The sequence below is a fragment of the Almyronema sp. genome (assembly GCF_052168255.1).
Taxonomy (GTDB): Bacteria; Cyanobacteriota; Cyanobacteriia; order Phormidesmidales; family Phormidesmidaceae; genus Sphaerothrix; species Sphaerothrix epifaneia.
The window spans coordinates 1-26,244 of sequence record NZ_JBQLZL010000065.1; the positions used below are offsets into that span (position 1 = coordinate 1).

General features: G+C 50.2%; 22 protein-coding genes. 7 read left to right on the forward strand and 15 right to left on the reverse strand.

The features are described from left to right. Nucleotides 1–416: 416 nt before the first annotated feature. The 6 genes from argB to ACTS3T_RS14505 all read right to left on the reverse strand — a co-directional run bounded on the left by argB (nucleotide 417) and on the right by ACTS3T_RS14505 (nucleotide 5,161). Complete coding sequence (gene argB / locus ACTS3T_RS14480; protein ID WP_377965712.1) at nucleotides 417–1,310, reverse strand: acetylglutamate kinase; 894 nt, start codon at nucleotides 1,308–1,310, stop codon at nucleotides 417–419. Nucleotides 1,311–1,366: 56 nt separating this feature from the next. After that, a complete protein-coding gene (locus ACTS3T_RS14485) occupies nucleotides 1,367–1,972 on the reverse strand; it encodes a shikimate kinase (RefSeq protein ID WP_377965710.1) in 606 nt (201 codons plus the stop codon). 45 nt (nucleotides 1,973–2,017) lie between these two features. Further along, nucleotides 2,018–2,665, reverse strand: coding sequence for a Uma2 family endonuclease (locus ACTS3T_RS14490; protein WP_462935232.1), 648 nt, complete (start codon nucleotides 2,663–2,665; stop codon nucleotides 2,018–2,020). 281 nt (nucleotides 2,666–2,946) lie between these two features. Beyond that, nucleotides 2,947–3,882 (reverse strand): toll/interleukin-1 receptor domain-containing protein, encoded by a 936-nt coding sequence (locus tag ACTS3T_RS14495; protein ID WP_377968007.1) that lies wholly within the window; start codon nucleotides 3,880–3,882, stop codon nucleotides 2,947–2,949. Nucleotides 3,883–4,131: 249 nt separating this feature from the next. Then, on the reverse strand, nucleotides 4,132–4,623 hold the full coding sequence (locus ACTS3T_RS14500; RefSeq protein ID WP_377968008.1) for a hypothetical protein: 492 nt from the start codon (nucleotides 4,621–4,623) through the stop codon (nucleotides 4,132–4,134). Nucleotides 4,624–4,939: 316 nt separating this feature from the next. After that, complete coding sequence (locus tag ACTS3T_RS14505) at nucleotides 4,940–5,161, reverse strand: helix-turn-helix domain-containing protein (protein ID WP_377968009.1); 222 nt, start codon at nucleotides 5,159–5,161, stop codon at nucleotides 4,940–4,942. A gap of 175 nt (nucleotides 5,162–5,336) precedes the next feature. On the opposite strand from ACTS3T_RS14505, the gene ACTS3T_RS14510 reads away from it, so the two are divergent. Then, entirely contained in the window at nucleotides 5,337–5,510 is a 174-nt protein-coding gene (locus ACTS3T_RS14510) for a hypothetical protein (RefSeq protein WP_377967252.1), read from the forward strand. A 68-nt stretch (nucleotides 5,511–5,578) separates the two neighbouring features. Here ACTS3T_RS14510 and ACTS3T_RS14515 read toward each other — a convergent pair whose 3' ends face one another. Next, nucleotides 5,579–7,471 carry a metallophosphoesterase family protein gene (locus tag ACTS3T_RS14515; protein ID WP_377967250.1) on the reverse strand — a complete coding sequence of 631 codons (1,893 nt, stop codon included), beginning with the start codon at nucleotides 7,469–7,471 and terminating at the stop codon, nucleotides 5,579–5,581. A gap of 214 nt (nucleotides 7,472–7,685) precedes the next feature. On the opposite strand from ACTS3T_RS14515, the gene ACTS3T_RS14520 reads away from it, so the two are divergent. Further along, a complete protein-coding gene (locus ACTS3T_RS14520) occupies nucleotides 7,686–8,417 on the forward strand; it encodes a hypothetical protein (RefSeq protein WP_377967248.1) in 732 nt (243 codons plus the stop codon). A 243-nt stretch (nucleotides 8,418–8,660) separates the two neighbouring features. On the opposite strand, the gene ACTS3T_RS14525 is transcribed toward ACTS3T_RS14520, so the two are convergent. From ACTS3T_RS14525 to glgX, 4 genes are all read right to left on the reverse strand, one after another. Beyond that, on the reverse strand, nucleotides 8,661–10,112 hold the full coding sequence (locus tag ACTS3T_RS14525; RefSeq protein WP_377967246.1) for a glycoside hydrolase family 13 protein: 1,452 nt from the start codon (nucleotides 10,110–10,112) through the stop codon (nucleotides 8,661–8,663). Between the two features lie 112 nt (nucleotides 10,113–10,224). Further along, nucleotides 10,225–12,972 carry a histidine kinase N-terminal 7TM domain-containing protein gene (locus ACTS3T_RS14530; protein ID WP_377967244.1) on the reverse strand — a complete coding sequence of 916 codons (2,748 nt, stop codon included), beginning with the start codon at nucleotides 12,970–12,972 and terminating at the stop codon, nucleotides 10,225–10,227. Between the two features lie 332 nt (nucleotides 12,973–13,304). Next, nucleotides 13,305–13,643 (reverse strand): MGMT family protein, encoded by a 339-nt coding sequence (locus ACTS3T_RS14535; protein ID WP_377967242.1) that lies wholly within the window; start codon nucleotides 13,641–13,643, stop codon nucleotides 13,305–13,307. Next, nucleotides 13,644–15,845: a glycogen debranching protein GlgX gene (glgX, locus tag ACTS3T_RS14540; protein ID WP_377967240.1), complete on the reverse strand. Its 2,202-nt coding sequence runs from the start codon at nucleotides 15,843–15,845 to the stop codon at nucleotides 13,644–13,646. Between the two features lie 330 nt (nucleotides 15,846–16,175). On the opposite strand from glgX, the gene ACTS3T_RS14545 reads away from it, so the two are divergent. Continuing rightward, nucleotides 16,176–18,011, forward strand: a complete 1,836-nt coding sequence (locus tag ACTS3T_RS14545) for a bifunctional metallophosphatase/5'-nucleotidase (protein ID WP_377967238.1) — start codon at nucleotides 16,176–16,178, stop codon at nucleotides 18,009–18,011. A 225-nt stretch (nucleotides 18,012–18,236) separates the two neighbouring features. Here the strand turns inward: ACTS3T_RS14545 and ACTS3T_RS14550 are convergent, their stop codons facing one another. After that, a complete protein-coding gene (locus ACTS3T_RS14550; protein WP_377967236.1) occupies nucleotides 18,237–19,097 on the reverse strand; it encodes a hypothetical protein in 861 nt (286 codons plus the stop codon). Nucleotides 19,098–19,665: 568 nt separating this feature from the next. On the opposite strand from ACTS3T_RS14550, the gene ACTS3T_RS14555 reads away from it, so the two are divergent. Together ACTS3T_RS14555 and ACTS3T_RS14560 are read left to right on the forward strand one after the other, a co-directional pair. Beyond that, nucleotides 19,666–19,983 (forward strand): Mo-dependent nitrogenase C-terminal domain-containing protein, encoded by a 318-nt coding sequence (locus ACTS3T_RS14555; RefSeq protein ID WP_377967234.1) that lies wholly within the window; start codon nucleotides 19,666–19,668, stop codon nucleotides 19,981–19,983. A gap of 206 nt (nucleotides 19,984–20,189) precedes the next feature. Beyond that, on the forward strand, nucleotides 20,190–21,149 hold the full coding sequence (locus ACTS3T_RS14560; protein ID WP_377967231.1) for a sulfotransferase family protein: 960 nt from the start codon (nucleotides 20,190–20,192) through the stop codon (nucleotides 21,147–21,149). Between the two features lie 27 nt (nucleotides 21,150–21,176). Here ACTS3T_RS14560 and ACTS3T_RS14565 read toward each other — a convergent pair whose 3' ends face one another. Continuing rightward, nucleotides 21,177–21,485, reverse strand: coding sequence for an ArsR/SmtB family transcription factor (locus tag ACTS3T_RS14565; protein ID WP_377967228.1), 309 nt, complete (start codon nucleotides 21,483–21,485; stop codon nucleotides 21,177–21,179). Between the two features lie 112 nt (nucleotides 21,486–21,597). Here ACTS3T_RS14565 and ACTS3T_RS14570 point away from each other — a divergent pair, with 112 nt between their 5' ends. After that, the gene (locus tag ACTS3T_RS14570) at nucleotides 21,598–22,716 is read left to right on the forward strand and encodes an alkene reductase (protein WP_377967225.1); all 1,119 of its coding nucleotides are present in this window, start codon (nucleotides 21,598–21,600) and stop codon (nucleotides 22,714–22,716) included. On the opposite strand, the gene ACTS3T_RS14575 is transcribed toward ACTS3T_RS14570, so the two are convergent. Next, the gene (locus ACTS3T_RS14575) at nucleotides 22,717–22,980 is read right to left on the reverse strand and encodes a hypothetical protein (protein WP_377967222.1); all 264 of its coding nucleotides are present in this window, start codon (nucleotides 22,978–22,980) and stop codon (nucleotides 22,717–22,719) included. It abuts the gene before it with no gap. An 11-nt stretch (nucleotides 22,981–22,991) separates the two neighbouring features. Continuing rightward, the gene (locus tag ACTS3T_RS14580; protein WP_377967219.1) at nucleotides 22,992–25,385 is read right to left on the reverse strand and encodes a heavy metal translocating P-type ATPase; all 2,394 of its coding nucleotides are present in this window, start codon (nucleotides 25,383–25,385) and stop codon (nucleotides 22,992–22,994) included. A gap of 163 nt (nucleotides 25,386–25,548) precedes the next feature. On the opposite strand from ACTS3T_RS14580, the gene ACTS3T_RS14585 reads away from it, so the two are divergent. Beyond that, a complete protein-coding gene (locus ACTS3T_RS14585; protein WP_377967217.1) occupies nucleotides 25,549–26,214 on the forward strand; it encodes an endonuclease III domain-containing protein in 666 nt (221 codons plus the stop codon). Nucleotides 26,215–26,244: the final 30 nt, after the last annotated feature.

A 26,244-nucleotide genomic window follows, 5' to 3' on the forward strand; every position in this document is an offset into this window, starting at 1 on the left:
GCAGAGCAAAGACTGTTCAATTCAAAATCGAAAATCCAAAATCGAGAATTGATATCAATCCTCTCCTGCTTTGGATAGACCGTTCAGCCTGAACATAATGCGGCTGAAGATGGAGGTCTAACCCCAGCAGACTTTCTATGATGTATTCAACAACGTTAAGCCAGTGCCTGGTTATCACTTAGAAACCCAGAGCGGCTTGAGATTCTAAAACAGTTCCCTGTAGATTTGAATCGCTTGTACAACGTTGACTATATCGAACCCTCTATACCGAATCCAGGGTTACTTATTATCTAATCCTGGCTTATGTTTTAACCCGATCTAACTCTTTCCTGATTGATAGGGCACCTGGCTTACTAGGTGCCCTTTAATTTTGGGCTATTGTTGGGTCGTTGGAGGAGTGGCTTACTGAATGTGGCTTACTGAATGTATTTAGAGGCCACAATCATCGAACCCATGCCTGAATCGGTAAAAATCTCCAGCAGTAGAGCATGGGGAATGCGGCCATCGGCAATGGTGGCAGAGCGAACACCTTGCGCCAGCGATCGCACACAGCAAGTAACCTTAGGAATCATGCCGCCTGCGACAATACCGTCTTCAATTAGCTGTCGAGCCTCTTGAATATTCAAGCGCGGAATTAAGGTTGAAGGATCTTTGTAATCGCGCAAAATCCCGGCTGTGTCGGTGAGTAGTACCAGTTTTTCAGCGTTGAGCGCTGCCGCCAGTTCGCCCGCGACGGTGTCGGCGTTAATGTTGTAAGCCTGTCCGTTTTCATCAGCGGCAACGCTAGAAATCACAGGTACGTAGCCCGCTTCCACCAGGGATTTTACCAAACGGGCATCAATGCTATTGACTTCACCCACAAAGCCTACGCCCGTATCTCCTTGGGGTCGAGCTTTGATCAAGTCGCCATCTTTGCCACACAGCCCCACCGCTGAGCCACCAGCCTGATTAATCAACGAAACCAATTCTTTATTAACCCGGCCAACCAGCACCATCTCTACCACATCCATCGTGGGTGCATCGGTTACGCGCAGGCCATTCTTAAACTGAGGTTCAATGCCGAGTTTGCCCAGCCAGGTATTAATTTCGGGGCCACCCCCATGCACCACTACAGGGCGAATGCCCACGCAGGTCATAAACACAATATCGCGGATGACTTTGGCTTTGAGGCTGCTATCTTTCATGGCAGCGCCGCCATATTTGACCACAACGGTTTGACCACGAAACTGCTGCATATAGGGCAGCGCTTCACTCAAGACACGAACGCGGGTAGCTTCGGCTTCGACAATGTATTCGCTTTCGTTGTGCATGGATGGGGATATTACTGTTTAGGGAGCCAAGAAGATACTTTAAACCATTTGCCATCCTAGTTTTGATCGGCGGCGTTTGGCGGTTCTATTCCGTGGATTTTAATTGCGGGGGGTGTGGTAGGTACAGGGTTTTCTAAAATGAGCTGGTGGACGGCGACAAGGGCGGCGCTGGCCACTGTTTTAGGAGATTGCTGGGCGGTAATGGCTACTCGCACGTCGGCTTGGGCATAGAGGGGTTGCCGCTGCTGGCTGAGGCTTTGTAATTGGTCAATCCAGTTGTCTTTTTGCAGGAGGGGGCGTTGGCTGTCGCCTTTTAGCCGTGTTTGCAAAAGGGCTAAGGGCACATCTAGCCAAACGACGATGCCGTGGTGGAGATAGCTCCAGTTTTGGGGCTGGGTGACGATGCCGCCCCCGGTGGCGACGACGAGGCGGGTGTAGGGGGCAACCTGGCTTAAAACTTGGGTTTCGATCTGGCGAAAGGCGGCTTCTCCCTCTTTGGCAAAAATGTCGGGGATGGTTTGCTGGGTGGCTTGCTCAACTAATGCATCGGTATCTACAAAGCGGTAGCCCAGCTTTTTGGCGATGATTTCGCCAACGGTGGTTTTGCCTGTGCCCATCATGCCAATTAGGTAGAGATTGGTGCCTTTTAAGAGATCGCTCACGGTTTTGGGGTGCTTACTGGCTGCGGTTTCTATTGTCTAGCAAGATCAGACGTTTTGGGTTTTTACCCACGCTCTGATAGCTCGCCGTAGCGCTAGCCGACCGCGATCGCGATTTTCCTCAATTAGCCTTGGCAACTCCTGAACCTTAAGAGACGGAAACACCCGGCCTTGCTCTGTTTGTACGTATTGGTTTTGCTGAAGCAGATAGATATGTAATGTCCCACTGTCATAGCACCAAATTTCGGGAACGCCTAGCCGAGCATAAATGGGAAAGCGCGCTAGAGATTTATGGGTGATGTCAATCTCTAAGGCTAGATCTGGCGGTGGATCTCGGTTCAAATCAAACGCCAGCTTCCCCCTAATTTGAGCTTCATGCTGAAAATAGAAACAGTTGTCAGGTTCTATCCCTGCTTGCTCAGCTTGTTTGCGCCAGGTTGTAGAGCCGTAGCTTTCGTAGTCTTTATTCAAAACCTCGGCAATGTCTTCAACGGCAATGCTAATCGACTGTTTGAAATACTCATGCTCAGGAAGCGGAGCCATAATTTCTAAAATGCCGCTGTCATAAGCGATACGGATGCTGCGATGAGATCCAAGCTCTGTCAAGATGGCTTCAAACTCAGCCCAACTGACATCATGGAGTAGCAGACGCTGACCGGATGGAATGTCAATTTGTCGAAGCTGTAGAGTAACCATCAGCGTATGCCTCAAGTAGGCGGAAGAATTCTAAATGTGAGGTTTGAAAAGTCCTATTTTTTGTAGCAAAAGTGGAGATCCCCCTAAATCCCTCTTAAAAAGGGGAACTTTTACCCCCTTTTTAAGCAGGGGGGATCAGCAGGTGCCTAAAGCTACTGCAGATCACTTTTCAAACGCCCTCTTATCTTAATCTCGGTTCTGTTTTGGCGTAGGCTCATGGCTAAACAGCAAATTCTAAATGATCTACCAAGTGCGCCCCCGCCCTGACGTTCTGTAGCGCTTTAAATGTTATCAAGCTTTTTAAGCTCATCCGCTACGTAATGCTGGAAGTCAGACAGAGAAGTCCACGCGTTGCGAAAAGTGGAGAAGTTGGGGCTTCTAAAATCATGCGTATTGCCATCTGAGTATTTAGGGCTGAAGCCTAGAATTTCTTTTTGGTGAGGCAATTGATACCAGTCTTGCTGGCGAGGAATCCAGACCGCTTTGACCCAGCGGAGAAAGCCAAAATCCATTTTGCGAACTTCGTCGTCTAGAAATTCGACGACATGAGTAACTTTTGCCTGCTGGTGCAAAATCATTAGATCACCAGCTTTGGGTGAACCTGACCCATGAGCGCTCGATCGCCACATCAACTCAAAAACTGGAGCTTTGTCTTCCCTTACGCCTTTGAGTCGATAAGCCCAGCAACCGGAGGGATCTTTAACGTTCTTGATAAAAAGAATTTTGGTTGGATCAAATTCTTGGCAGATCTTTTCTGGTTCCGGTGAAGGATCTTCTAATCCGGAAATTTTCCATGGTAGTTCAGGTTTTTTGCCTGTAATTCCCCATTCCAATAAATCAAATGCTTGCTGATTATTTAAAGTCTCGCCAAATTTCACAGCATGAAAATTATCTAAAGCAAATGCGCTTTCTGGGATTTTCTCTACTCCAGGTAGCAAAACTGGAATTATCCGAACACTTTGCTGAACAGCTAAGCTAACAAATGTTTGAGTCTCCAATTCTTGCCATTTACCTAGCTCATTTTGGCCGATACAGATAGCGGCTGTTCTTGCTGCCTTAATAGCTTTTCGGATCATAAATTGAAAATTATCACCAGGACAAATTTCTACTTCGTCTAGCCAAGGTTTGATGCCTCGTTTTTGCAGCTCATCGTAAATTTTCTGAATCAGGGGTTTATCCAGACTGTTATGGGCTAAAAAAACATCAAACTCGGACATGCGCTAATTTCCTATGTTAGTTTTCAGTGGTTGAAAGCTCAATTCTTTATCTTCTTCAGCTACTTTGCAACGAATTCCGGGATCAGAAGTCTGGCAAGGTTCAGGTTTATCAGGTCTATTATAGATCAACGGAAAAATCAACGATTGGGCTGAATCATTTTCTTGCTAGGATCTTTCAGTACGCGATCGCGCCACTCTTTCTGCGCTCTAGGCAATCTATCAGCTTCTGCTCGAAGTATGTCATTATTTTCAATACTCAACTCCGGCAATCTTAGCTAAAGCATTGGCATATTGCTCTAAATTAGTTCGTAATGCTTCTAGCTCTCTGCGTAAAGCGGGTTCTTGTTCCCAAGACTTCTCATGGGCTTGAGCGCTTACATCTAATGTTTTCTTAGATTCCCATGCCTGCAATGTTGGATGCCATTTGGAGAGGAAAGGCCGTAAGCCGTTGTTTAACACTGCGATCGCAATCCCTCCCACAGAATCATGAGAAGCCCCAACTTTAGGCCCAGCCTTGCGTAAAATCTCACGAGTAGAACCGAAGAGGCTGTAAAGCGAGTTCATGGCCTCTCGGACAGTGCCTTGCTCTGTATCTAACGGCTGTACTGCTATTCGCGTCACTAGCTCGATGTAAAGCTCCCAAGCCGCATTTTGCTCAGTAGGATCCGCTTCCCAAGAAGCAGAGCCAATACCAAAAGGAAGGCTCACGGTGACAGATTTTAGAACTGCGGGTGTAGACATAGAGCAAGCAGGATAGAGGAGGTCTTACGCTTGAATTTTAGCCGCCTAAAATCTCGAAAGGCTCTAGACTATGCGCATCTTAATAATTAGTTCAGCGTCGTGGCGACTATCTAAATTTAGTCAAGACCATTCTATGTTTCTGCATTTTGCTCGGAGGATGTTTGAAAAGATATCTGCTGCGTAGCAAAATGCTTTAGATCCTCCTAAATTCCCCTTAAACAGGGGAACTTCCGAGCCAATTCCCCTCTTAAAAAGGGGGGCTAGGGGGAATCGATGAGTGCCTAAAATCACAACCATTGGCTTTTCAAACACTCTCTCACGCTTCCCAATAAAGTTTGGTAAACGCTGCCGCCGCTTCAGGATTAATCTTTTGCAACGCATCACGGATCGCTAAAATCTTGTCGCCTACTGGGTCAGCCTGTTCATTGATCCAGCGATGAACATTAGGTCGTCCAGTCCCCATTTCAACAGCCAGTTGATTCTGAGGAATATTGTAAGTCTCTAGTACCTGCTTGAGTGCAACGCCCGCTTTTCCCATGCCTCCGATTCTGTCAGAGGCTTATAACAGCGTAAATGTTACATATATGTACTTTTGACTGTATGATAACGATGTTACGTTTATGTATCATCAAAAGCCAAAAAGCCAGTGCGACACGGCGACCAACCTTCCCGCACTGGCTCTGGCTCCACCTTGCAATGGAGGCTAACCTATTATGCACTACCGAGAACGGCTTAACCCTTGGGTCATCGTTCGTCTACTGCCCAAATGCCAGCGCATCACCGTTGGCCGTTTCCGCAACCGCTCCGACGCCGACGGTCATCTGCGTCAACTGCGGCGGCTAATTCCTCAAGCGCTATTTGTCGTCATCTTTGACGTTAGCAATTAGTCGCCTTAGAGGGGGGCAAAGAGTAATCCTTGCCCCGCCGCTGCTGCATCTAAATATTGGGTGCAGACTCATCCCGGCAGTAGCGAAAACTGGTCAAACTTCACCACGTCAGAATCAGGCTCTCGCGTATCAAAATAGTAGCTAGTGACGTGACCCGTATCGGTTTCTAAAATGCTAAAAGCCGTAATGTCATTACTGGCAATGTAGGGCAAAGGCGTTCCCTCTGCGCTGGTAAGGGGCGCGATCGCAGGCACAATTGGCTCTAACCCGTAAGGATCGCCCAGGGGGGCATAGTTATCGGCTTGGTAGCTAGCTAGATCAGACTCTTGCCGCTGAGGCACCTCTCTGGGATTGTCGCCCCAGTGAGCGTTATAGGTATTGCCCACATTAGCGCTTTCTAAAAAGTTTAGCCCGCTAGCACTGGCAAAGCGGTTCCAAACATGGTCGTGACCGTAGAAAACAAGCTGCACCCCAGCCTGCTCTAGCAGCGGCAGCAAATCGCGAATAATGTAGTCTTGGTCTTTGGGGTATTCGTAGCGGATGGCTTGCAGACTGCCATCTGGGGCAGTGTCATACACAGGCACCGGATTGGTAAAGGGGGGCACAATGTTGCCGCCTAAGCTATGGGGCGGATGGTGCAGCATGACAACTTTGTACTTAGCTTGTTGAAACGCTTCACTAGCGAGTTCTTGCGCTAACCATTGATATTGAGGACTGCCCTGATTAATCCCCATAAAGATGTGCTGCCCATGCCCCCAGCGATTGGGCCTAGACAGGTCAGCAGCGCTTTCGCGGTAGCGTCCGCGAGTTTTAGGGGCAAGATTGGGCGATCGCCAAATATTGGTGACAAACAGCGACACGAGGCGAACATCACCAAAGGTAGTGGCATAGTAGCGGCTGGTTTCTTCCGCTTCGCCCGGTATGGGGCTTTTGGGCAAAGTAAATAGCTGCTCGTAAGTATCGGTATTGAACGAACTATTTTTGAGCCACTGCGCCTTAACCTGAGGGTTGTCAGTTGGGTTGAAGGCTTTAGCATGTTGGCTATAAAGCTGATTAGCAACTCCCCAGGGAATAGGGTCGTTAAACTGGCTATCTAAGCTATCAAATTGAGAATAACGCCCCATTACCTCGTGGTTACCCACCGTGGGAAACAAAGGCGCGTGTTGAATAATTTCGCCCCCGCGATAAACCGTAGTGGTTCCGGCTCGTTCGAGGGCATAGTTAGCCCGCCCTTGCAAACTGGGGAAAAAAGCATTGCCTCGGGCATCATCAAACCACTCAGACGCGCGATCGGGAATATTGACCAAATCGCCCGCATGAAACACCGCATCTACCTGACCGACAGTTTCTACCACCTTTTGCAGGTTGGCCGGGGTCATCGGCATGAGCTGGTGATCAGAGGTGAGCAAAATCTTTAAGGGTTGGTTCGCCGGGGGGGCTACCGCCAGAGAAAAAAGACGGCTTTTATAAAGCTGTCCCCCCATTTCCGCACTTAAAACCTGATAAGGCACTCGGTCGCCGGGACGCAACCCTGAAATTTCTGCCTCATGTCGCCAAATCGGGCGATCGATGGGCTGAGAAAGTTCAGATGAATCGCTCTGAGCCAGGTGTGAATCTTGATCTTCTCGTAAGCGCGTTAGCCGCGTGGTGTTGGCCTCGGTGGTGTTGGCTAAGTCATCGGTTTGAAGATCGGCTAAAGCCTCAGTTGAGACAAACTGAGTAGGATCGCCGTAAGCAACCACATGGTTCATCCCTTCAAACTCGGTGAACCACACAACTCTAACCGATGAGTCAGTTGGATATTGCAAAAACGGATCGCTCAGCAAGGGAGTTTCTCCTAAAAGATGGGTCTGCCGCTGCAATAGGTTTGAGAGACCCGAATCTAGGCTAATAAAGAGGCCCGTCGCCAGGATCAGCAGAATGCCTGCCACTATCAAGGTTGTATCTTCTCGCTTACTCATTGCTGCAGCCAACCGTTAAAGTGTCCATTGCCTAAGCTACCGCTAAACTGGGCGAACTAAAATCAGCTTAGAGAAACTCAGGCTCATTGTTGTTGTTTGCATTCTTGCAGCATTTGTTTTGGCCAAGCAGCGTCGATGGCAGTTACTACAACCGCTTTTACGCCCTATGCTGTGGGTATCGCTGGGGTTACATAGCCTGTTGCTCATGTTACCAATGCCTTCATCCCAAAAGGCCGAAATTCCAGAGCCAGAACCAGAGCCACAAGAAACCATTCGCGTCACGCGCTTGCCTGTAGAGGCAACCCTGCCGCCCCCGATCGCTGAACCACCTGCCGCCCCCCCGCCTGCCCCGCCAAGGGCAAGTTCTTCGCCCCCCGCCCCAGCAGTAGCGACAAAGGTACCTGCTGAAGCGATCGCGCCCCGTTTAGAGACTGCTTCTACAGAAACAGACTTAAACGAAACAGATACCGCTGCTGAGCAAACAGAAACAGAAACATCAGAAACAGAAACATCAACGGGGACTGAAATTACAGACGCTTCACCGCTAGAAGACAAGCTCAAAGATATTCGCTTTTATAGCTACAGCGCTAATTGGACGACGGAAGGAGAAGCGACAGGTCGCTTTTCAGAATGGGTGGCTGAACTGTCGCTAAACTATGGGTTGTTTCCTACCCGCCTAGCTGATCCGCTGGTTTTGCCCTACGAGCCAACGAAATGCCTGTCTCCAGAACCTGTTTTGGCGTCGGTTGGCGTCATTGTAGATCCGGCGGGACAGCTTGTGGAAGAACCCGAACTGCTTAAGAGCACTGGCTACGATATCCTCAACCAGAAGGCTTTGGTGGAGGCCCAAAAGCAATCATTTCCGGCGGGCAATGCGGTCAAAGCCTATTCGCTGGAAGTGCAGGTGCAATACGATGCCACAAGCTGTGTACCACCCGAAGGTTAGGCAGCGCGATCGCCAGAATAGGGCTTTTTGCGGCTACCTTTGGTAGACCTCTTCTCTCAAACTGGGATCAGACCTTGCTTGCTCGTAGGCCAAAACAACGCAATTCGCCAATTTTTCCTGGACTGACAAAAGAGGGTAGAGCGGTAGCCACCAGCATTAAGACGCTTCAATGACAGAAAAGCTTTACCTTCTGTCCTTAGCCCTCTACCTTGAGCGATAATCTGCCTTTAACCCTAAAAAGGCTTATGCCATTACTAAACCGCTCCGAGCCGGGACGGTAATCTCCAAGGTTTTGTCTTGCCACTCGCCTTGGCCAGAACCGTAGAGGACTTTGGCTTGGACAGCCTCAGCCTTTAACTCAGCTTTGGAGATCTGCACAATCGCGTCTGCTTCGCCGACATTGACTGCCACAATCAGAGTTTCGTCAGCTAGCGATCGCTTAAAGACATAGCACTTGCCTGGAGTGGCAAGGGGTTCGTACGTGCCTGTGCGCAGGGCTGGGTGGGCATGGCGCAGGGCAATTAAAGCTTTGTGGGTTTGTAAAAGCTCCTGGTTCCAATCTGCCTCAGCCGGAAAACTACGACGGTTATCAGGATCCGTTCCACCCGCTAGGCCAACTTCATCGCCGTAGTAAATGCTGGGAGCACCTGGAAAAGTCATTTGCAGCAGTAGGGCTAGCTCAAAGCTGGCTAGGTCTTCAGCGACGACTGACAAAGCGCGGGCAATATCGTGGCTAGAAAGCAGGTTCATCTGGGCGAGCTGAATTTCCCACGGATAAAGCTCTAGCAAATGCTGAATCTTAGCGGCATAGCCAGCGGCGTCTAAAGGCGGGTAGGGATAGTAGTGCGGTTCTTCTACGTACTCCATCACCACGCGATCGCCTGCTGTAAACGCTAGCGTTGGCCCGGTAAAGAGGTAGTTCATCACCGCATCAAACTGGGTACCGTCGAGCCACTGTCGCGCATCCGTCCAGATTTCACCCACGATGTAGGCATCTGGGTTAATGGTTTTAACGCGATCGCGAAATTCTTGCCAAAAGCCTTCTGTTTGAATCTCAAACGGCACGTCTAGCCGCCAACCGTCAATCCCGGCTTTGATCCAGTATTCGGCAATTTGCATAATGTATTCTTTCACCGCCGGATTACTGTGGCGAAACTGAGGTAAAGCGCGGTTGTTGACCCAGCTTACATAATTGGCAGGCAAAGCACCGTCATAGGCAGATAGGGGCCACTGCTCTACCTGAAACCAATCCAGCCAGGGAGAGTACGGCCCATTTTCCAAAATGTCGTTAAAGAAAAAGAAGCCGCGACTAGCATGGTTAAACACACCATCTAACACAACTTTGATGTCTCGCTGGTGGGCAGCTTCTAAAAATTCAAAAAAAGCCTCATTGCCTCCTAAAAGCGGATCGACTTGATAATAATCGTGCGTGTGATAGCGATGATTGCTAGGAGAGCGAAAAATGGGGGTGAAATAGATCGCGTTGATGCCTAAATCTTGTAGATAATCGAGTTTATCCCTAGCCCCCCACAAATCGCCCCCCTTATAGCCCATGAGCGTGGGCGGAGAATTCCAGGGTTCTAGCGTTACCGCCATTTCTGGCTTGTTGTGGACTCGATCAGTACGCGCAAAGCGATCTGGAAAAATTTGATAAAAAACGGCGTGCTTGACCCAATCTGGCGTTTGAACATCCATCAGTCTATCTACCCTTGCACTTCTACTGGTTAGACTAGCGAGATAGTGGCTAATCAGCAAAATTCGACCGCCAAGGCGATCGCCGCGAGCGGGTTTCTAAGCGGCCTGTTCGCTAAAGTTTTGGCTTCAGCCGGGAGGCCACAGGGTGAGTAAGGCGAGGCCATTGACTCAATAAAGCGCTCAAAGCATCTAGGCTACACGGCTTAGATAGAAAAGCATCCATCCCCGCTTGGTAACAGCGATCGCGCGTGGCGGCATCGGTAGCGCCCGTCAGGGCTACCAGCATAGGCTTAGGCTGAGTTGTAAATTCTGCTGCGATCGCCTGGGCAACCTCTAGCCCACTGAGTTCTGGCATTCGCAAATCGAGCAGGGCTAAATCGTAGTGGCGGTTGCGGACAGCGTCTAGAGCTTCTCGACCGTTACAAACCACTTCGGCTGTGTGTCCTAGCCGTTGCAGCAGGTGTAGCACTACTTTGCGGTTGACGGCGCTATCATCGGCAACCAAAATCTGTAGATCGTTGATTTGTTTGACCTCAAGCGGCGGTATCGCCGAGGCAGGGCTAATCAGCCGGCGATCGCGTGTTACCTGCTGATAGCGAACGCCCAAAAAAGCAGCCATTTTTTCAAAAATAAGGCTCGGCTGAAACGGCTTCAGCACAATATCATCACACTGCGACGACTGAATATAGGCATGTTCTTCTTCGAAAGCACTAGCCGTTAGCGCAATAATGACCGTATGGGGACTTTTAGCCTTAATCCAGTGAGTAGCCGTCACACCATCCATAATCGGCATCCGCACATCCATCCAAATTAAATGCGGCTGCCAAAGCTGCCATTGGCGAATAGCGGCCTCGCCGTTTTCAGCTTCTCGCACAGCAAAGCCTGCTTGCCGTAGCAGTACCGCTAGCAACTGCCGATTGGGCAAACTGTCGTCGGCAATCAAAATACGGTACTCCCGCTGACCCGGAACCAAAATAGTAGCCGCTTCTAAAGGTTCTGGTGGACTTTCTTCTACTTCGGGCTGCACCGCTAAAGGCAACACCACTGCAAAGCAGCTTCCTTGCTGCAGCACGCTGTCAACTGTAATATCGCCCCCCATCAACTGCACAAACTTCTGGCTAATGGCCAAGCCTAAGCCTGTTCCCTGCAGCGATCGCCGTCCGGCTTCTGCCTGCCAAAACGCTTCAAAAAGATTTTCTAGTTCAGCCGGGGCAATCCCCAAGCCCGTGTCACTCACTTCAAAACGCAGCCAGCAAACGCCCTGATCGGGCAAGACAGGGGGTACCCACTCTGCTTCAGCGATCGCTTTGTCTGTCTTTTGGTGGGGTTGATTGGCGGCTAGCGTGACCCTGAGGCGCACTTCACCTTGCGGAGTAAATTTGACCGCGTTGTCTAACAAATTCACCAATACCTGCCGCAGTTTGCCTTCGTCGCCGCTGACCCAAAGCGGTAAATTCTGAGCAATTTCAAACTGAATTTGAAGTTTTTGGGGATTAGCCCGCAACTGAAAGACTTGCTCTAAATTGGCTAAAAATTTCAGCAGATTAAAGTTGTTTTCGTTAAGTTCTAGCTTGTCTGCTTCAATTTTGGAAATAGACAGCACATCGTTAATTAACGACAGCAAATGCTCGCCCGCCTGGTAGATAGTGTTGAGATAATCAAGCTGATTGACAGGCGTATTCGGATCGCTACGCATAAGTTCCGAAAAGCCCAAAATGGCATTGAGCGGCGTGCGCAGTTCGTGGCTCATATTGGCAACGAATGTGCTTTTGGCTTTACTGGCAGCTTCAGCTTTATTTTTAGCGGCCACCAGTTCGGCTTCAGTACGCTTGCGATCGCTAATATCACGCAGCAAAATGGCTCGTCCCTGCAATTTTTGGTACGAGTCATAAAGGGGCGACAGCCGAATTTCAAAATCGCGTTGTTCCCCCTGAATGAGCAAACTCCGCTCAACCTGAGCCGAAAAGACTGGCTGATAGTCCTGAGTTAAAAAGCACAAATCTGGGTGAGCCTTCACAATCGATTTGCCAAAGATCCGCTCAGGCTGAGTGCCGATAAGCTGCACAGCGGCTGGATTGAGATCGACAATGCGATCGCGCTCGTCTAAAACAATTAGCGCATCTTGCATATTGTCAATTACAACATCGCGGGCGATCGGCACAATATCAAGCAACTGGTGCCGCCGCATATCCCACACAAACACCAGGCAGCTCAGGGTAAAAGCCAGAGGGGTAAAATCCAGACCCGATAGCGATTGGGCATTAAACAAATACGTCGCATTGATGACCCAGGGGGGGAAAACCGCTAGCAGCATAAATTGGGCTTGACGGCGATAAAAGTTGGTAGAGCGCGTTAGCGTTTTGAGCAGAAGAACCGTACCCGTCGCAATCAGCAGGTACGAATAAACAGTGTGTCCCCAAAAAAGCGGCCCCATTACAACGCTCATCGACCAACAGGAGCCAACTTGATCGATCAGCACTTGCGTTCTGAAAAGACCGTGATAATGATTGGTGCTGACGGCCAAAAGCGTTATGATCGGCACCCCGCTCAGCAGCGCTAAATTACGACGGGTTAGCCAAGCTCTACGCCCAATGTAGGTACAGGCAAAGCACAGCCAGCTAACAGGAACAAAGACAATGCCTAAATAAGTAGCGTTGCTCCAAAAAATTCGATCAGCCAGGTTAGCTGCTAGCAGGCTATAAGCATAGGTCAACATCCACTCGGCTAGCGCTAGGGAAAACACAATGAGTGAACCCGCCCCCGGTGCCTGCCGTCGTTGCCAAGTGACCCCAGCCAACAGAACCGCTGTAGCTGTGCCCAGCCCTAATGCAACGATCGCGGTGGAATATTGAATACACATAGCCTACGATCTTGCCATTAGCCGCTAAACAGCAACAGGCTGATGTTCTGAGTTTTTAATTAGGAAAAACAACCGCTAGCAATTGATGGCTTCTCCTAGATTCAGTCTATTGTTTTTTACAAAAATTTTTAGGCAGTATCAGCAATTTATCGGATTTGTTACGCTGTTTTACTGATTGTGAGACAGCTATATATAAGCCGGGTGTAAAGAAATGGCTGCTGTACTCAAATTTATTGTTTACGTTGGTATCAATCCAGGTTTTCAAACCTAACCCTCGCCACAAACATGGCTGCAAGCCACTGTCAGAAAAGCCTTGCTTCTGCCCTTTGCCCTCATCCTTCTGCCTTTAGCACTAGCTCTAGCGGCGGCTGCCAGCGATATTGGCGCAGATCAATTTTACCAGCGGCGCTAAAGACAATCCCCTCCGCTTCTAGCAAGTCCCTTTGCAAGTAGTCGGTTCCCTGACGCTGAGGAGAGTGAGAGACTTCTCCTTTGGCATTGACAACTCGCTGCCAGGGAACGTCAGCATCGCTAGTAACCCGGTAGAGCGCGTAGCCAACCAAGCGCGGCTTGCCAAACAGCCCCGCTAGTTCGGCGACTTGACCGTAGGTAGCAACCTGCCCAACCGGAATTTGTCGGACAATTTCGTAAATGCGATCGTAGGTAGACACTTAATCTGCTTTGGTGGCACAGGTAATGACTTGCACCGATTCGTCGGCGCAGTTGGCCGTCTTAAAACACAGCGGACAGTGCAGCACTATCAGCGATCGCCCTGCAACGGGTACACAATCAGACTTGCCGTAAACAGGGCCATCAGTGATAAAGCCACCTGCCTTAGTATCTAACGTCACCTGCCAGGACTGCTGCTGCAAGGTGGAAGGAATTGCAAACTCTACCAAATCAGGCTGAGCGTTAAAAAATAGCAAAAAGCTATCGTCTACAACGCGCTTACCCTGAGCGTTAGGGGTTCTGAGTTCTTCGCCATTGAGGAAAATGCCAATGGCTTTGGCTGAATGCTCATGCCAATCGTCATCTCGCACCTCGGTTCCATCGGGATTAAACCAACCTAAATCGCTCACTCCAGAACCATGAATTTCTCGCCCTTGAAACCAGTCACGCCGACAAAAGACCGGGTGCTGCCGCCGAAACTGAATCAGCTGACGGGTAAAGTCTAGTAGTTCTGCATTTTCAGCAGAAAGGTTCCAGTCAAACCAGGAAATTTCGTTGTCTTGGCAGTAGCCGTTGTTGTTGCCTTTTTGCGATCGCCCAAATTCGTCGCCCCCTAGCATCATCGGCACACCTTGAGAAAGCATCAGCGTAGCCAGAAAGTTGCGCTGCTGCCGCAGCCGTAGCTGCAAAATTTCGGCGTCATCGGTAGAGCCTTCTGCGCCACAGTTCCAAGAACGGTTGTAGCTTTCACCGTCGCGGTTATCTTCGCCATTGGCCTCGTTGTGCTTCTGGTTGTAGCTCACCAGATCGCGCAGCGTAAACCCATCGTGGCAGGTAATAAAGTTAATGCTGGCATGGGGCAGCTTGCCGTTAAATTCATACAGGTCTGAGCTACCCGTCATCCGAAAGGCAAATTCACCCAAACGGCAAGGTTCATCGCGCCAGAAATCGCGCATGGTATCGCGGTATTTACCGTTCCACTCCGACCATAGCAGCGGAAAGTTGCCAACCTGATAGCCTCCTTCCCCTAAATCCCAAGGTTCAGCAATCAGCTTTGTCACCGATAGCACCGGGTCTTGGTGAATAATGTCAAAAAAGGCGGCCAAACTATCAACTTCGTACAATTCCCGCGCCAGCGCTGAAGCTAAATCAAAGCGAAAGCCATCAACGTGCATTTCCAGCACCCAATAGCGCAGGCTATCCATAATTAGCTTCAAAATTTGCGGATGGCGGACGTTAAGCGAGTTACCGCAGCCAGTAAAGTCGATGTAGTAACGAGGATCTTCTTCGCTGAGGCGATAGTAAACCGCGTTGTCGATACCCCGTAGCGACAGGGTAGGGCCAAATTGGTTGCCTTCTCCTGTGTGGTTGTACACCACATCTAGAATGACTTCGATCCCCGCTTTGTGCAGCGCTTTTACCATCTGCTTAAACTCTTGCACCTGCTGGCCGTGAACCCCAGAGGCACTATAGCCAGCGTAAGGCGCAAAATAACCGAGGGAGTCGTACCCCCAGTAGTTGTGTAGTCCGACTCCAACCAGATGACCCGGATAGCGGTTGAAGTGGTGGACAGGCAGGAGTTCAATGGCAGTAATGCCTAGCGACTGTAAGTGAGCGATCGCGGCGGGATGCCCTAGCCCAGCATAGGTACCGCGTAAGTCTGGTGGAATATCGGGGTGCTGCTGAGTGAGTCCTTTAACGTGGGTTTCGTAAATGATGGTTTGATACCAGGGCGTGTTGGGAAAGCGATCGTCTTCCCAATCAAAGCTGGGATCAATGACAACCGCTTTAGGAATAAACTGGGCGTCATCTTGTTTGGATCGCAGCAAATCGCAGTCTACATCCGGCATCTGCTCTACCGGATAGCCAAAAATCTCGCTGCTGTGAATCACATCTCCCGCGATCGCCTTTGCATAAGGATCGATCAGCAGCTTATTCACATTAAAACGCTGCCCCTGTTCGGGCTGATGCCGCCCATAAACCCGAAAACCATAGCGCTGGCCGGGATGAATGCCCGGAATATAGCAATGCCAGACGAAGTTGCTAACCTCTGGAAGGGGAATCCGCGTTTCCTGTTCGTCTTCGTCAAACAGACACAGCTCTACTCGAATAGCATTTTCTGAAAAAAGAGCGAAATTAGTTCCTTGACCATCCCAAGTGGCCCCCAGCGGGTGGGATTTACCAGGCCAAATTTGTAGCTCCATAAAAACTCCCACTAAACCAGCAACATAAGCTCTCCACCGTATTTTAATAATTGCTTACATTTTTGCCATTTTCTAATCTAGTTAAAGAACTTGTGAAGTCAAACACACCGACTTTAAAGTCTTGATTAAAAAGCGATCGCTTAAGCTTCGCTTAACTTTATCGCATCTTCACTTAACCTTTCCGCATTTTTCCTTAATCTACAGTCGCTAGGCTACGAGGCGTGCGTATTTATACCAAGCGTTATCCGGCTCCTTGCTCAGTGCTTGATGACGTTCTTGTGTCTCTGAATCAATAGCTATCGATTAGTAGAGTAACGGTTCGACCTATCTATGTATAAGCTCCTCAAAAACACTGCTTTAGCCGCTAGCGGTTTGAGTCTGGTTGGATTTTTCACGGTAGAGCCAGTTTCTGCTTTTACCCTGACAGTTTTTCACAACAATGATGGTGAGTCAGCGCTATTACCCAGCACCGGGCCAGCGGGTAGCGAAGGGGGGGCGGCTGAATTTGTCGGGTTGCTCAACAACCTGCGGAGCACGGCTGTCAACCCCATCACCCTGTCATCAGGTGATAACTTTCTAGCGGGTCTTAGCTTTACCGCTAGTCAAGAGTCGGGTGTACTCTATGACGCTCAGGTGCTAGCCGCAATTGGTTATGATGCGATCGCCTTGGGTAACCACGACTTCGACTTCGGCCCTACTTTTTTAACCGACTTTATCAACACCTATTACGATGACTTTGGCGGTACGGCTCCTTTCCTCAGCGCCAATCTCAATTTTGCTAACACGCCGCTAGCGCCTTTAGTGGCAACGGGTCGGATTGCTGAAAGCACCATCATCAACAAAGGGGGTGAGCAAATTGGTGTTGTGTCTGCCATTACCGAAACCCTAGCCTCTATTTCTAGCCCCGGTGAAGTGGATGTTCAACCCGTTTTGGCAGAAGTCCAGGCTGAAATTGATCAGCTACAGGCTCAAGGGGTAGACAAAATTATTCTGATCAGCCACCTGCAGTCCATTAATACCGAAATTGATCTGGTACCCCAACTCAGCGGCGTCGATATTGTGATTGCTGGGGGAGGAGACGAACTGCTCATTAACGACCTCAACAATGCCCTCCCCAGCGATCAGGCAAATGTTGGCAGTGGGGCGGCTAGCGTCTTTGGTTCTTACCCTGTAACCGCTACTAACGCCGACGGTCAGCTTGTGCCGATTGTCACTACGCCAGGTGAGTATGGCTACATAGGCCGTCTAGAGGTTGAGTTTGATGGCGGCATTGTCACCGCTTTTAACGGCGAACCCATTCGGGTTTTAGCTGCTGACCTGGCCGCGCAAGGGATTGAACCCGATGCCACTATCGCCAGTGAAGTGATCGCGCCCCTGGAAGCGGCGGTAGCTGCCTTAGAAGCTCAGGTCGTCGGTGAGAGCGAAGTAGACCTCAACGGGGTTCGGGGTTCGGTACGGACGACTGAAACCAACTTAGGTAACCTGATAGCCGATGCGCTGCTCTGGCAAGCTCAGCAGCTAGCCGATTCTCTAGGTGCCGAAACCCCAGTCATTGCCCTGCAAAACGGGGGCGGAATTCGCAATAATGCCATCATTCCGGCAGGCGACCTTACGGTTAAAGACACGATTGATATTCTGCCTTTTCCCAACTTTGTCTCGATTGTCGCTGACGTAGTACCCGCTCAAGTGAAGGCTATTTTTGAAAATGCCTATGCTGCGGTTGAAAATGTCGGGGGCGCTTTTGCGCAAGTGGCAGGGGTTCAAGTTGGCCTTGATCTGTCGGCTGCACCGGGTAGCCGGGTGATTGATGTCCAGCTAGAGGATGGTACCTATATCGTCAAAAACGGCCAGGTCGTAGATGGCGCGCCGACGATTGCCCTCGCAACGATTGACTTTTTAGCCCGTGGGGGCGATGGCTATCCCTTGGCTGATAATCCGTTGACCAATGTTGGAGTTTCTTACCAGCAGGCGTTGCAAAACTATATCGCGGCTTCAGCCAATGAAGGAGGACTTGAGGGTGTAGTGACAGCAGCCCAGTATCCTGTCGGTGGCGAAGGTCGCATTTTTGAAACTGAGGCTGTTCCTGAACCGGGAACCTTTTTGAGCCTGCTCGGATTGGGCGCTTTAGGGGCTGGGGTGCTCAAGCGTCGCCAGACAGCCGCTTAGTTGACCAGGCCAAGCGCCTAAGCTAAGCGCAAACGTTTAAAGAGGGCAAGTTTATGACTTGCCCTCTGACGTCTTAATTTGAAATGCGTCGATCGCCCTTTTTGCAACAACAGAATCCTTTTTGTTAAACCATTATCGCTGTGGTCATTCGGCTTGAGACCCTTCACCTGCTGCAAGCTACGGATAGAACAGCTTGCCTTCTGCTCTTACTCTCATCTGCCAACTTTAGCGCTGCGATCGCTGTTGGCAGCGCCGCATCAAAGTGCCTAAACTGCCAGCCGCGATCGCTGCTAGCCAAAAAGAAGGTTCTGGCACTGGGGGCGTTTGGGGCACCGTCGAGTAAGGAATAGGGGCTGAAGCTGCGCCTAAAAACTGGCGATCGCCTCCGCTGGGGCTTTTAAGCGCCAAGTCAAAAGTGCCAACTCCTGTAAACGGATTAATCAACACTTGTTCTCCCTGCTGGGTATAGCCATATAGAGCACCGTTGCTGATTGCTAATCCGGTGATAGCGGCAAAACCGACGCTACCAATATCTGCCGCCGCTCCACTGGGCGTTAGCGAGAAGAGAATGCTGGTGGGACTGGTTACATTTTCTTGCCGGATAGCCCAAAATCGATTGCGATCGGCGTCAAACACCAGATCTCCGTAGATGCCTACGGCTAATCCAGCTACAACCGCAGTTGCCAAGCCTGTGACAGGGCTAACCTGGTAAACCTGTCCGGTTTGCGATTGGGTGTCTAACCCAAGGGCATACAGTCGGTCTTGAGAATCAAAGCTCAGGCCAGTAACCAACACCGAAGCAGCTAGCCCTAAACTCCCAATCGCTGTAGCCGTTTTCCCTTCAATTTGATAAAGCTGTTGATCCGCGGTCACGCCAACTATTTTGCCCGACTGAGATAAAGCAACATCGTTAAAACGCGACCCCACAAAGGTGGATGAAAAGTCACCCAAAGCGGGATCAACGGTGCCGATTTCGCCCAAATCAGTATTGAGCACAACTGAAGCCGCGTATCCGGGGCAAGCGATCGCTAAGCTCAGCAAAACAGTGCCGCCCAAAAATCTAGATGATGACCGTGAGACTTGCATGAATAAATAGCCTTTGGCTCAAACCCGGTATGACGTTTATATAAAACTACTTTTTGAGTTTCATTCGCAGCATCACACTGCGGACGTAGCTCATTGAGCATGGGCTTTTCAGGAACAGTCAATTTATACAACGGTGAGTGGCAAACTGGTTTTGTTTGATACAAGTTTTCAAAGAATCAGATCTGTTTTTTGGCTAGCGCGATCGCCAGCGTTATGGCCTTTACTGGCGGCTGGTGCCACCAAAGCCTTTTAATTTGTCAATGACCACGGCAAATTTAATTAACTTTGCTCAATAGCAAAAGCGTTGACACTCCTGAAAGTGTCTCTAGCTGGCCCCTTTTAGAGATGGGCGATCGCAAACTAGAAAGGAAACCTTCTCCAGCTTGTTACAAAACGTTACAAAGCTGGGCATAATGGTTGAGAACGCCCACCTTCATTAGAGCTTCAGTAAACCCAAGCTCTTTTTATTGTTTGCTTTACCCAGTTCATCGCAGCGTTTTTTAGGGTAGACACAGACAAGGGCGTTCAGTCCAATCACGTCTCTTGAAGTTGTTCAAGATTAAGTGCAATGAATAACCGCGTTTCTGGTTTTCAAGCAAACAGTTATGGGTCACTACAATTACCCAAATTTGATGTTTTCCGTCCACTCCGAGCTTGGCTCGACAACCTCAACGTTCAACGCCAGACAACCGCTCGTCGCTTGGCAAAGTTGATTCCCGCCCAGTGTCCTTTTGAACGAGATATTCTCGTCTTCGGGCGTAAGGTCGGCCACATTCCGCCACTTTGCAAACTCAATCCGCTTTATGAAGAGTTGGTCAGCCTGCGGTTTCGCGCCTTGTGCTACCTGGCTGATGAGTGCGGCGAAGATATTTCAGCTTATATCTAAAGTTCAGGTTGGTTTGGGTCGTCAGCAAGTTGCCTGAGGCGTACCGCTTTAACCAGCCAAAAGCCCAACTTGATAGGCCCCAAACCTTCAAGGGAAAAATAGGCTTGCCCTGGTTTTTCCAACTTAAAACTGAGTGATTCTGTTTTAAGCCAAACCAGGTTGCCTGCTGGAATAAACTTACCCTACTGAACTTGCCGTTACCGCTTATGGAGCCTTACGCCAAACTTTTTGTTGTTGGCTGCCCTCGTTCAGGCACTACCTGGCTAAAGCGAATGCTAGCAGAACATCCTCAAGTGCTAGCGATCCCGCCAGAAACCTATCTTTACAACGTGTTTTATAACCCGTTTGTCAAAACAGCCCATCTCTCCCTATCGCAGCGGTTGAAAGCGGCCAAAAGCTTGATCAAAGTTTATGGACTGCTGCCAATTTTGAAGGGCTTTTCCTCGGAGGATCTGTGGCAAGGGGCTTTGAAATACTATGATGCCTACGCCAGCAAGCAAGAAAAAGTTGGGCCGCACCATGCCGTAAGCCGTGCTGATCTAGCAAAGTATATCCAAACGGTTCGAACCCAATACGCCGACCTGAGCCAACCTGAACAAGCAAAACAGTTAGTTCGCCTGATTTTAGATGGTTATTTTGCCCAGCACAGTGAACCTCGTCACCGGGTTCTAGTGGAAAAAACACCGATCAATATCAAGTTTGTAGATGTTATTCTCAACTCTTTCCCGGAGGCAAGAGTTGTCGAGATTATTCGCGATGGTCGGGATGTGCGAGCCTCTTATCAGGCTTTTGCCACTTCAGAAGCCTGGGCGCGGCAGAGCACAGCACAGGTTATCACCAACTGGAAGACCTGTATTCATTGTGGCGATCGCTTTCGGCAAGACAGTGCCTTTCGCGATCGCATTCACCTGGTTCGCTATGAAGAACTGCGCCGCCACACACCTTTAGAGTTGCAAAAGATTTTAGACTTTGCCCAACTCGATCAGCAGCCAAGCGTTGTTGAACAGATTATTCAAGCCACAGATATCAGTCGGCAAAAAGACAAAGGCGAAGGCAAACTGGTGAACAAAGGCGATATTGGCACGGGTTCGCGCCTGTCTTCTCAAGATTTGGCAATTATTGACAAGATTGCCGGATCTACACTGCAGCGCTTGGGCTATCACTAGCAACGGGCAAAAAGCTTTGGCTCAGCTTTACAACGGCTCAGCCGATTCCAAAACCGCTGCTAGCAGTCCTGGAAAACGTTCTTGCAGGTCTTGCTGTCGCAGGGAGTTATAGCATTCTCGGCCTTCGGTGCGGCTGTAGATGAGTCCGGCTTCTCGCAAAACCTTGAAATGATGCGACAGGGTAGATTTAGCCGCAGGCAAGGCTAGGCCGCTACAGGTAAGTTCGCCTTGCTCAGCCAAGCGGCGGACAATTTCTAAACGATAGTTGTCACTGAGGGCGTAGAGAACCGCCGACAGAGAGATGTCTTCTTTTGTAGGGTGATTTAAAGTCCTCATGTTTGCATTATGCCAGTGAGAATGCTAAGCTTCAATTGTTCAAAAATTGTCGAACAATTGAAGTAACTGCGATCGCTACACGTATTTCAGTTGAGCTTATAGGAGGTTTTTTATGACGACTGCAACTGCTCAAGTTGACCTATTCACGCCTGTTCAAGTAGGCCGCTACACGTTGCCTAATCGGCTGGTGATGGCTCCTCTCACCCGCAATCGTGCTATAAACAACGTGCCTCAGTCGGTTCACCAAATTTATTATTCTCAGCGGGCATCAGCCGGATTGATTATCTCAGAAGCTACTCAGGTTTCCCCTTACGGCGTTGGCTACCCCGATACGCCCGGTATTTATTCGGCAGAGCAAACAGCAGTTTGGCAAAAGGTCACCGAAGCGGTTCATGGGAATGGTGGCCGCATTTTTCTACAGCTCTGGCACGTCGGTCGAATTTCTCACCCTTTGCTACAGCCTAATGGTGAGTTGCCTGTAGCACCTAGCGCCATCAAGCCTGCTGGCGAAGCCTCAACCTATGAAGGTATGAAGCCTTTTGTCACCCCTCGCGCCTTGGAGACTGAGGAAATTCCGGAAATTGTTGAGCAGTATCGTCAAGGGGCTAAAAATGCCCTAGCGGCTGGGTTTGACGGGGTTGAAATTCACTCGGCTAACGGCTATTTGCTCGATCAGTTTTTGCGAGATGGCGCTAATCAGCGGAGCGATCGCTATGGTGGCTCGATCGAAAACCGGGCACGATTGCTGCTAGAAGTGACGGCGGCAGTCGTCGATGTTTGGGGCAGCGATCGCGTGGGGATTCGGTTCTCGCCCAGCGGCAGCTTCAACGATATGTCGGATTCTAATCCAGAGGCGCTGTATCGCTACTTGGCGGAGCAGCTTAATGGCTTTAATCTGGCCTATCTTCACATTATTGACCCTCGACCGGGTGAAGATAAGTTTGAAATTGGCACGCGCTTCTTTCGTTCAATCTATAACGGCACTTTGATTGCAGCGGATGGTTACGACAAAGCCAGCGGCAATGAGATTTTGGCTGAAGGTAACGCTGACTTAGTGGCTTATGGCCGCCTGTTTATCGCTAATCCAGATCTGCCTAAGCGCTTTAAGCTAGATGCCCCATTGAACCAGTACGATCGTTCAACTTTCTATGGTGGCGATGAGCATGGCTATATCGACTATCCGTTTCTGGAAGAGTCTTTAGAGGAATCGATCAAGCCTAGCTTGGCCTAGTCAGCCGCGGCTCGACTGATCTTGAGGGGCTGTTGCGGGGGCTTGAGCATGGCTAAAGCGGAACCACCATAGCTCAGCCCCTATTAAGGCAATGCCAGCCAGCGTGACGCCAATTTTGAGCGGCAGCGGCTGCTCGATTTTTTCAAACTGGCGTGGGTTCTCAGCCGGAGGGGTATGAGGCTGGGCGATCGCAACCTCTGCTGCTAGGCTTAATCCCAAGGCGATGCCTAACATTTGCTGAATCAAGTGGCTGGGGTTTTTCATCGTTGGAGCCTCTAGACTTTGGCCGAAAAGGGCTGAGGACGAAAGTTGCGTAGTCGCAGTGCATTAGTGACTACCGACACCGAGCTAAAAGCCATCGCCGCCCCGGCAATTACCGGACTCAGCAGCCAGCCAAACAGGGGGTAGAGTATTCCCGCCGCGATTGGAATGCCCAGGACGTTGTAGATAAAGGCAAAAAATAGGTTTTGGCGAATATTGCTCATGGTCGCTTGGCTGAGCTGAATTGCCGTCACCAATCCGCGCAAATCCCCCGAAATCAGCGTAATATCACTCGCCGCGATCGCCACATCTGTTCCCGTTCCAATGGCAATTCCCACATCCGCCTGTGCCAGCGCCGGAGCATCATTAATACCATCCCCCACCATTGCCACCGTTCTCCGGCCTGAACCCTCACTAGATCGCGCTTTACCCTTCCCCTCCTCCTCAACCTTCTCCCCCTCTCCGCGTCCCCGTCTCTCCGCCTCTCCCCCTCTCCGCGTCCCCCCCTCTCCGCGTCCCCGCCTCCCCTGCTGCAACTGTTTCACCACCGTCGCCTTTTGGTCGGGGTGAACTTCGGCAATCACTTCGGTAATGCCCACTTCACGGGCGATCGCTTGGGCGGTTTGGCGATTGTCGCCTGTGAGCATAATCACTTCAATGCCCATCTTTTGCAAAGCCTTAACCGCAGAGGCCGACGCAGGCTTGAGCGCGTCGGCAATGCCAAAGAGTCCTTCAACTTCTCCATCAATTGCAATCCAGGCGGTGGTTTGGCTAGCCGCTTCCCAACTTTGGCATAGAGATTGCAGCGTATCGGTGGCAATGGCTAGTTCCTCCAGCCAACGCTGAGTCCCGATTTGCACCCAGCGGTCTGAAACCAGACCTTGTACGCCTTTACCCGCGATCGCCTCAAATTTTTCTACTTTAACTGCGCTGATATCGCTGTGAGAAATAGCTTGAGCTTGAGCATATTGGGCGATCGCCTCAGCTAGGGGGTGTTCTGAATTTTGCTCTAAAGCTGCGGCTAGCTTTAGCAGCTTGAGTTCATTGTCATTGGCAGTTCCCCGCGTCGTGGCAAAGTTAATCACAGTGGGTTTGCCTTGGGTGAGGGTTCCGGTTTTGTCTAGCACCAGAGTTTGAATATCGTGAGCCAGTTCTAAACTGTCAGCTCCTTTGATGAGAATGCCGTTTTCAGCGCCCTTTCCAGTTCCGACCATAATCGAGGTGGGAGTGGCTAACCCCAGGGCACAAGGGCAAGCAATAATCAGCACGCCAACGGTGTTAATTAGCGCCAGCGTGAAATTGCCCATGAGGTTGAACCAGATAATGAAGGTGAGGAGGGCGATCGCAATTACACCAGGTACAAACCAGGCAATAATCTGGTCGGCCAATCGTTGAATTGGAGCTTTTGAACCCTGCGCCTCTTGCACTAGCTGGACAATTTGAGCCAGCAGTGTTTCTTTTCCTACCCGCGCCGCCCGAAACTTAAAACTGCCTGTTTTGTTAATCGTGGCTCCAATAACTTCATCGCCCCTCGACTTGGCAACGGGCAAAGGCTCACCCGTCACCATTGACTCATCGACTGTGGAAGATCCTTCAACCACATACCCATCTACCGGAATTTTTTCGCCGGGACGCACCACGACAACGTCATCGACCACCACGGCGGCTAAAGGCACATCTACTAGCTGATCTGCTCGAATCACTCGCGCTGTTTTGGCTTGCAACCCCATGAGCTGACGAATGGCTTCTGAGGTTTGCCCCCGCGCCCGCTGCTCTAAAAATCGCCCTAATAAAATGAGCGTAATAATGACGGCTGCTGATTCGTAATAAACTTCGGGACGCAAACCTTGGGAAAGCAAAATGTTGGGAAATAGCGTGATAACGACTGAGTAAAGATAAGCCGCCCCAGTTCCTAACGCTACCAGCGTATTCATATCAGCCGCATGTCGCTTAAATGCCTTCCAAGCGCCGACAAAAAAGCTCTGACCACACCAAACCATCACAGGCGTGGTCAAAATGAGCTGCAACCAGGGATGGTGTAGCCAATCTGGGATCAACGGCAACGCCAACCCCGTCATCATCGGGATAGACCCAAAGACTAAAAGAATGCTAATCACCGCACCCAACAGCACCTTATGCCACAGTTGTTGCTGCTCTGCCCGCCGCGCTGCCTGATCAGCCTCTTCTGTGACGGCGGCTAAGGGTTCTGCGCCATAGCCCGCTGCTGAAACTGCCTGCTGAATGGTGGCTAAACTGACTTTTTGCGGGTCGTACTGCACAGTAGCCTGTTCCATGGCAAAGTTAACATTGCCAGCTGCTACGCCTGGAACTGCTTGAATAGCAGTCTCGATCGCATTGGCACAGCCAGCACAACTCATACCCTTGAGGCGAAGATGGGTCGTTTCCATAGCAAGCTATTTCTATCTCTACTGCTAGGATAAAGTCTCCAGTAGACTAGAGAGTCAATCTTCTTGGCAAAGCAAGCATTAGCCCAGCAGCAGGCCAAACAACGCCACAGTGTCGAACGGCTCCAAACCTGCTTACAATCGGAAAAATAGACAGATTAGCGGCGTGCCGACTTTACCCTCCTTCGAGATTGACTTAGTTTTTGAGTGTCTGCGTCAGGCAGTACAGCCCTACCCCAAAGCCGCCATGTTTGAGTTGGCAGAGCAGGGCTACGACTCTTTATTTGAGCAGTTGATCGCGTGCATTCTCTCTATTCGCACCTATGACGAAGTCAGTATCAGGGTTGCTCAGCGGTTGTTTGCCAAAGCCAGAACGCCAGCGGCGATCGCCCAACTCAGCCTTCTCGACCTCAACAATCTGATACAGAAAAGCACTTTTGCCGATCGCAAGGCGGTGCAAATTCAAGCGATCGCCCAGCAGATTTTAGCCGATTACAATGGTGAACTACCCGCCGATCCCGCTATTCTCAGTGGCTTTAACGGTGTTGGCCCCAAATGTACACACCTAGCTCTCGGCGTCGCCTTGGGCTATGCCTGCATCAGCGTTGATATTCACGTTCACCGGGTCACCAACCGCTGGGGCTATGTGCAAACCAAAACGCCTGAAAAAACGCTAAAAGCGCTGGAAGCAGTTTTGCCTCAGCGCTACTGGATTGAGATCAACAAACTGCTTGTGCCGTTTGGCAAGCACATCTGCAAAGGTAGCCAGCCCCAATGCCGCACTTGTCCTCTGCTAGATCTGTGTGCCCAAGTTGGCGTCGATGGCAGCTAAAGGCGGGTCTTAACCCGGTGGTTGTCGTTG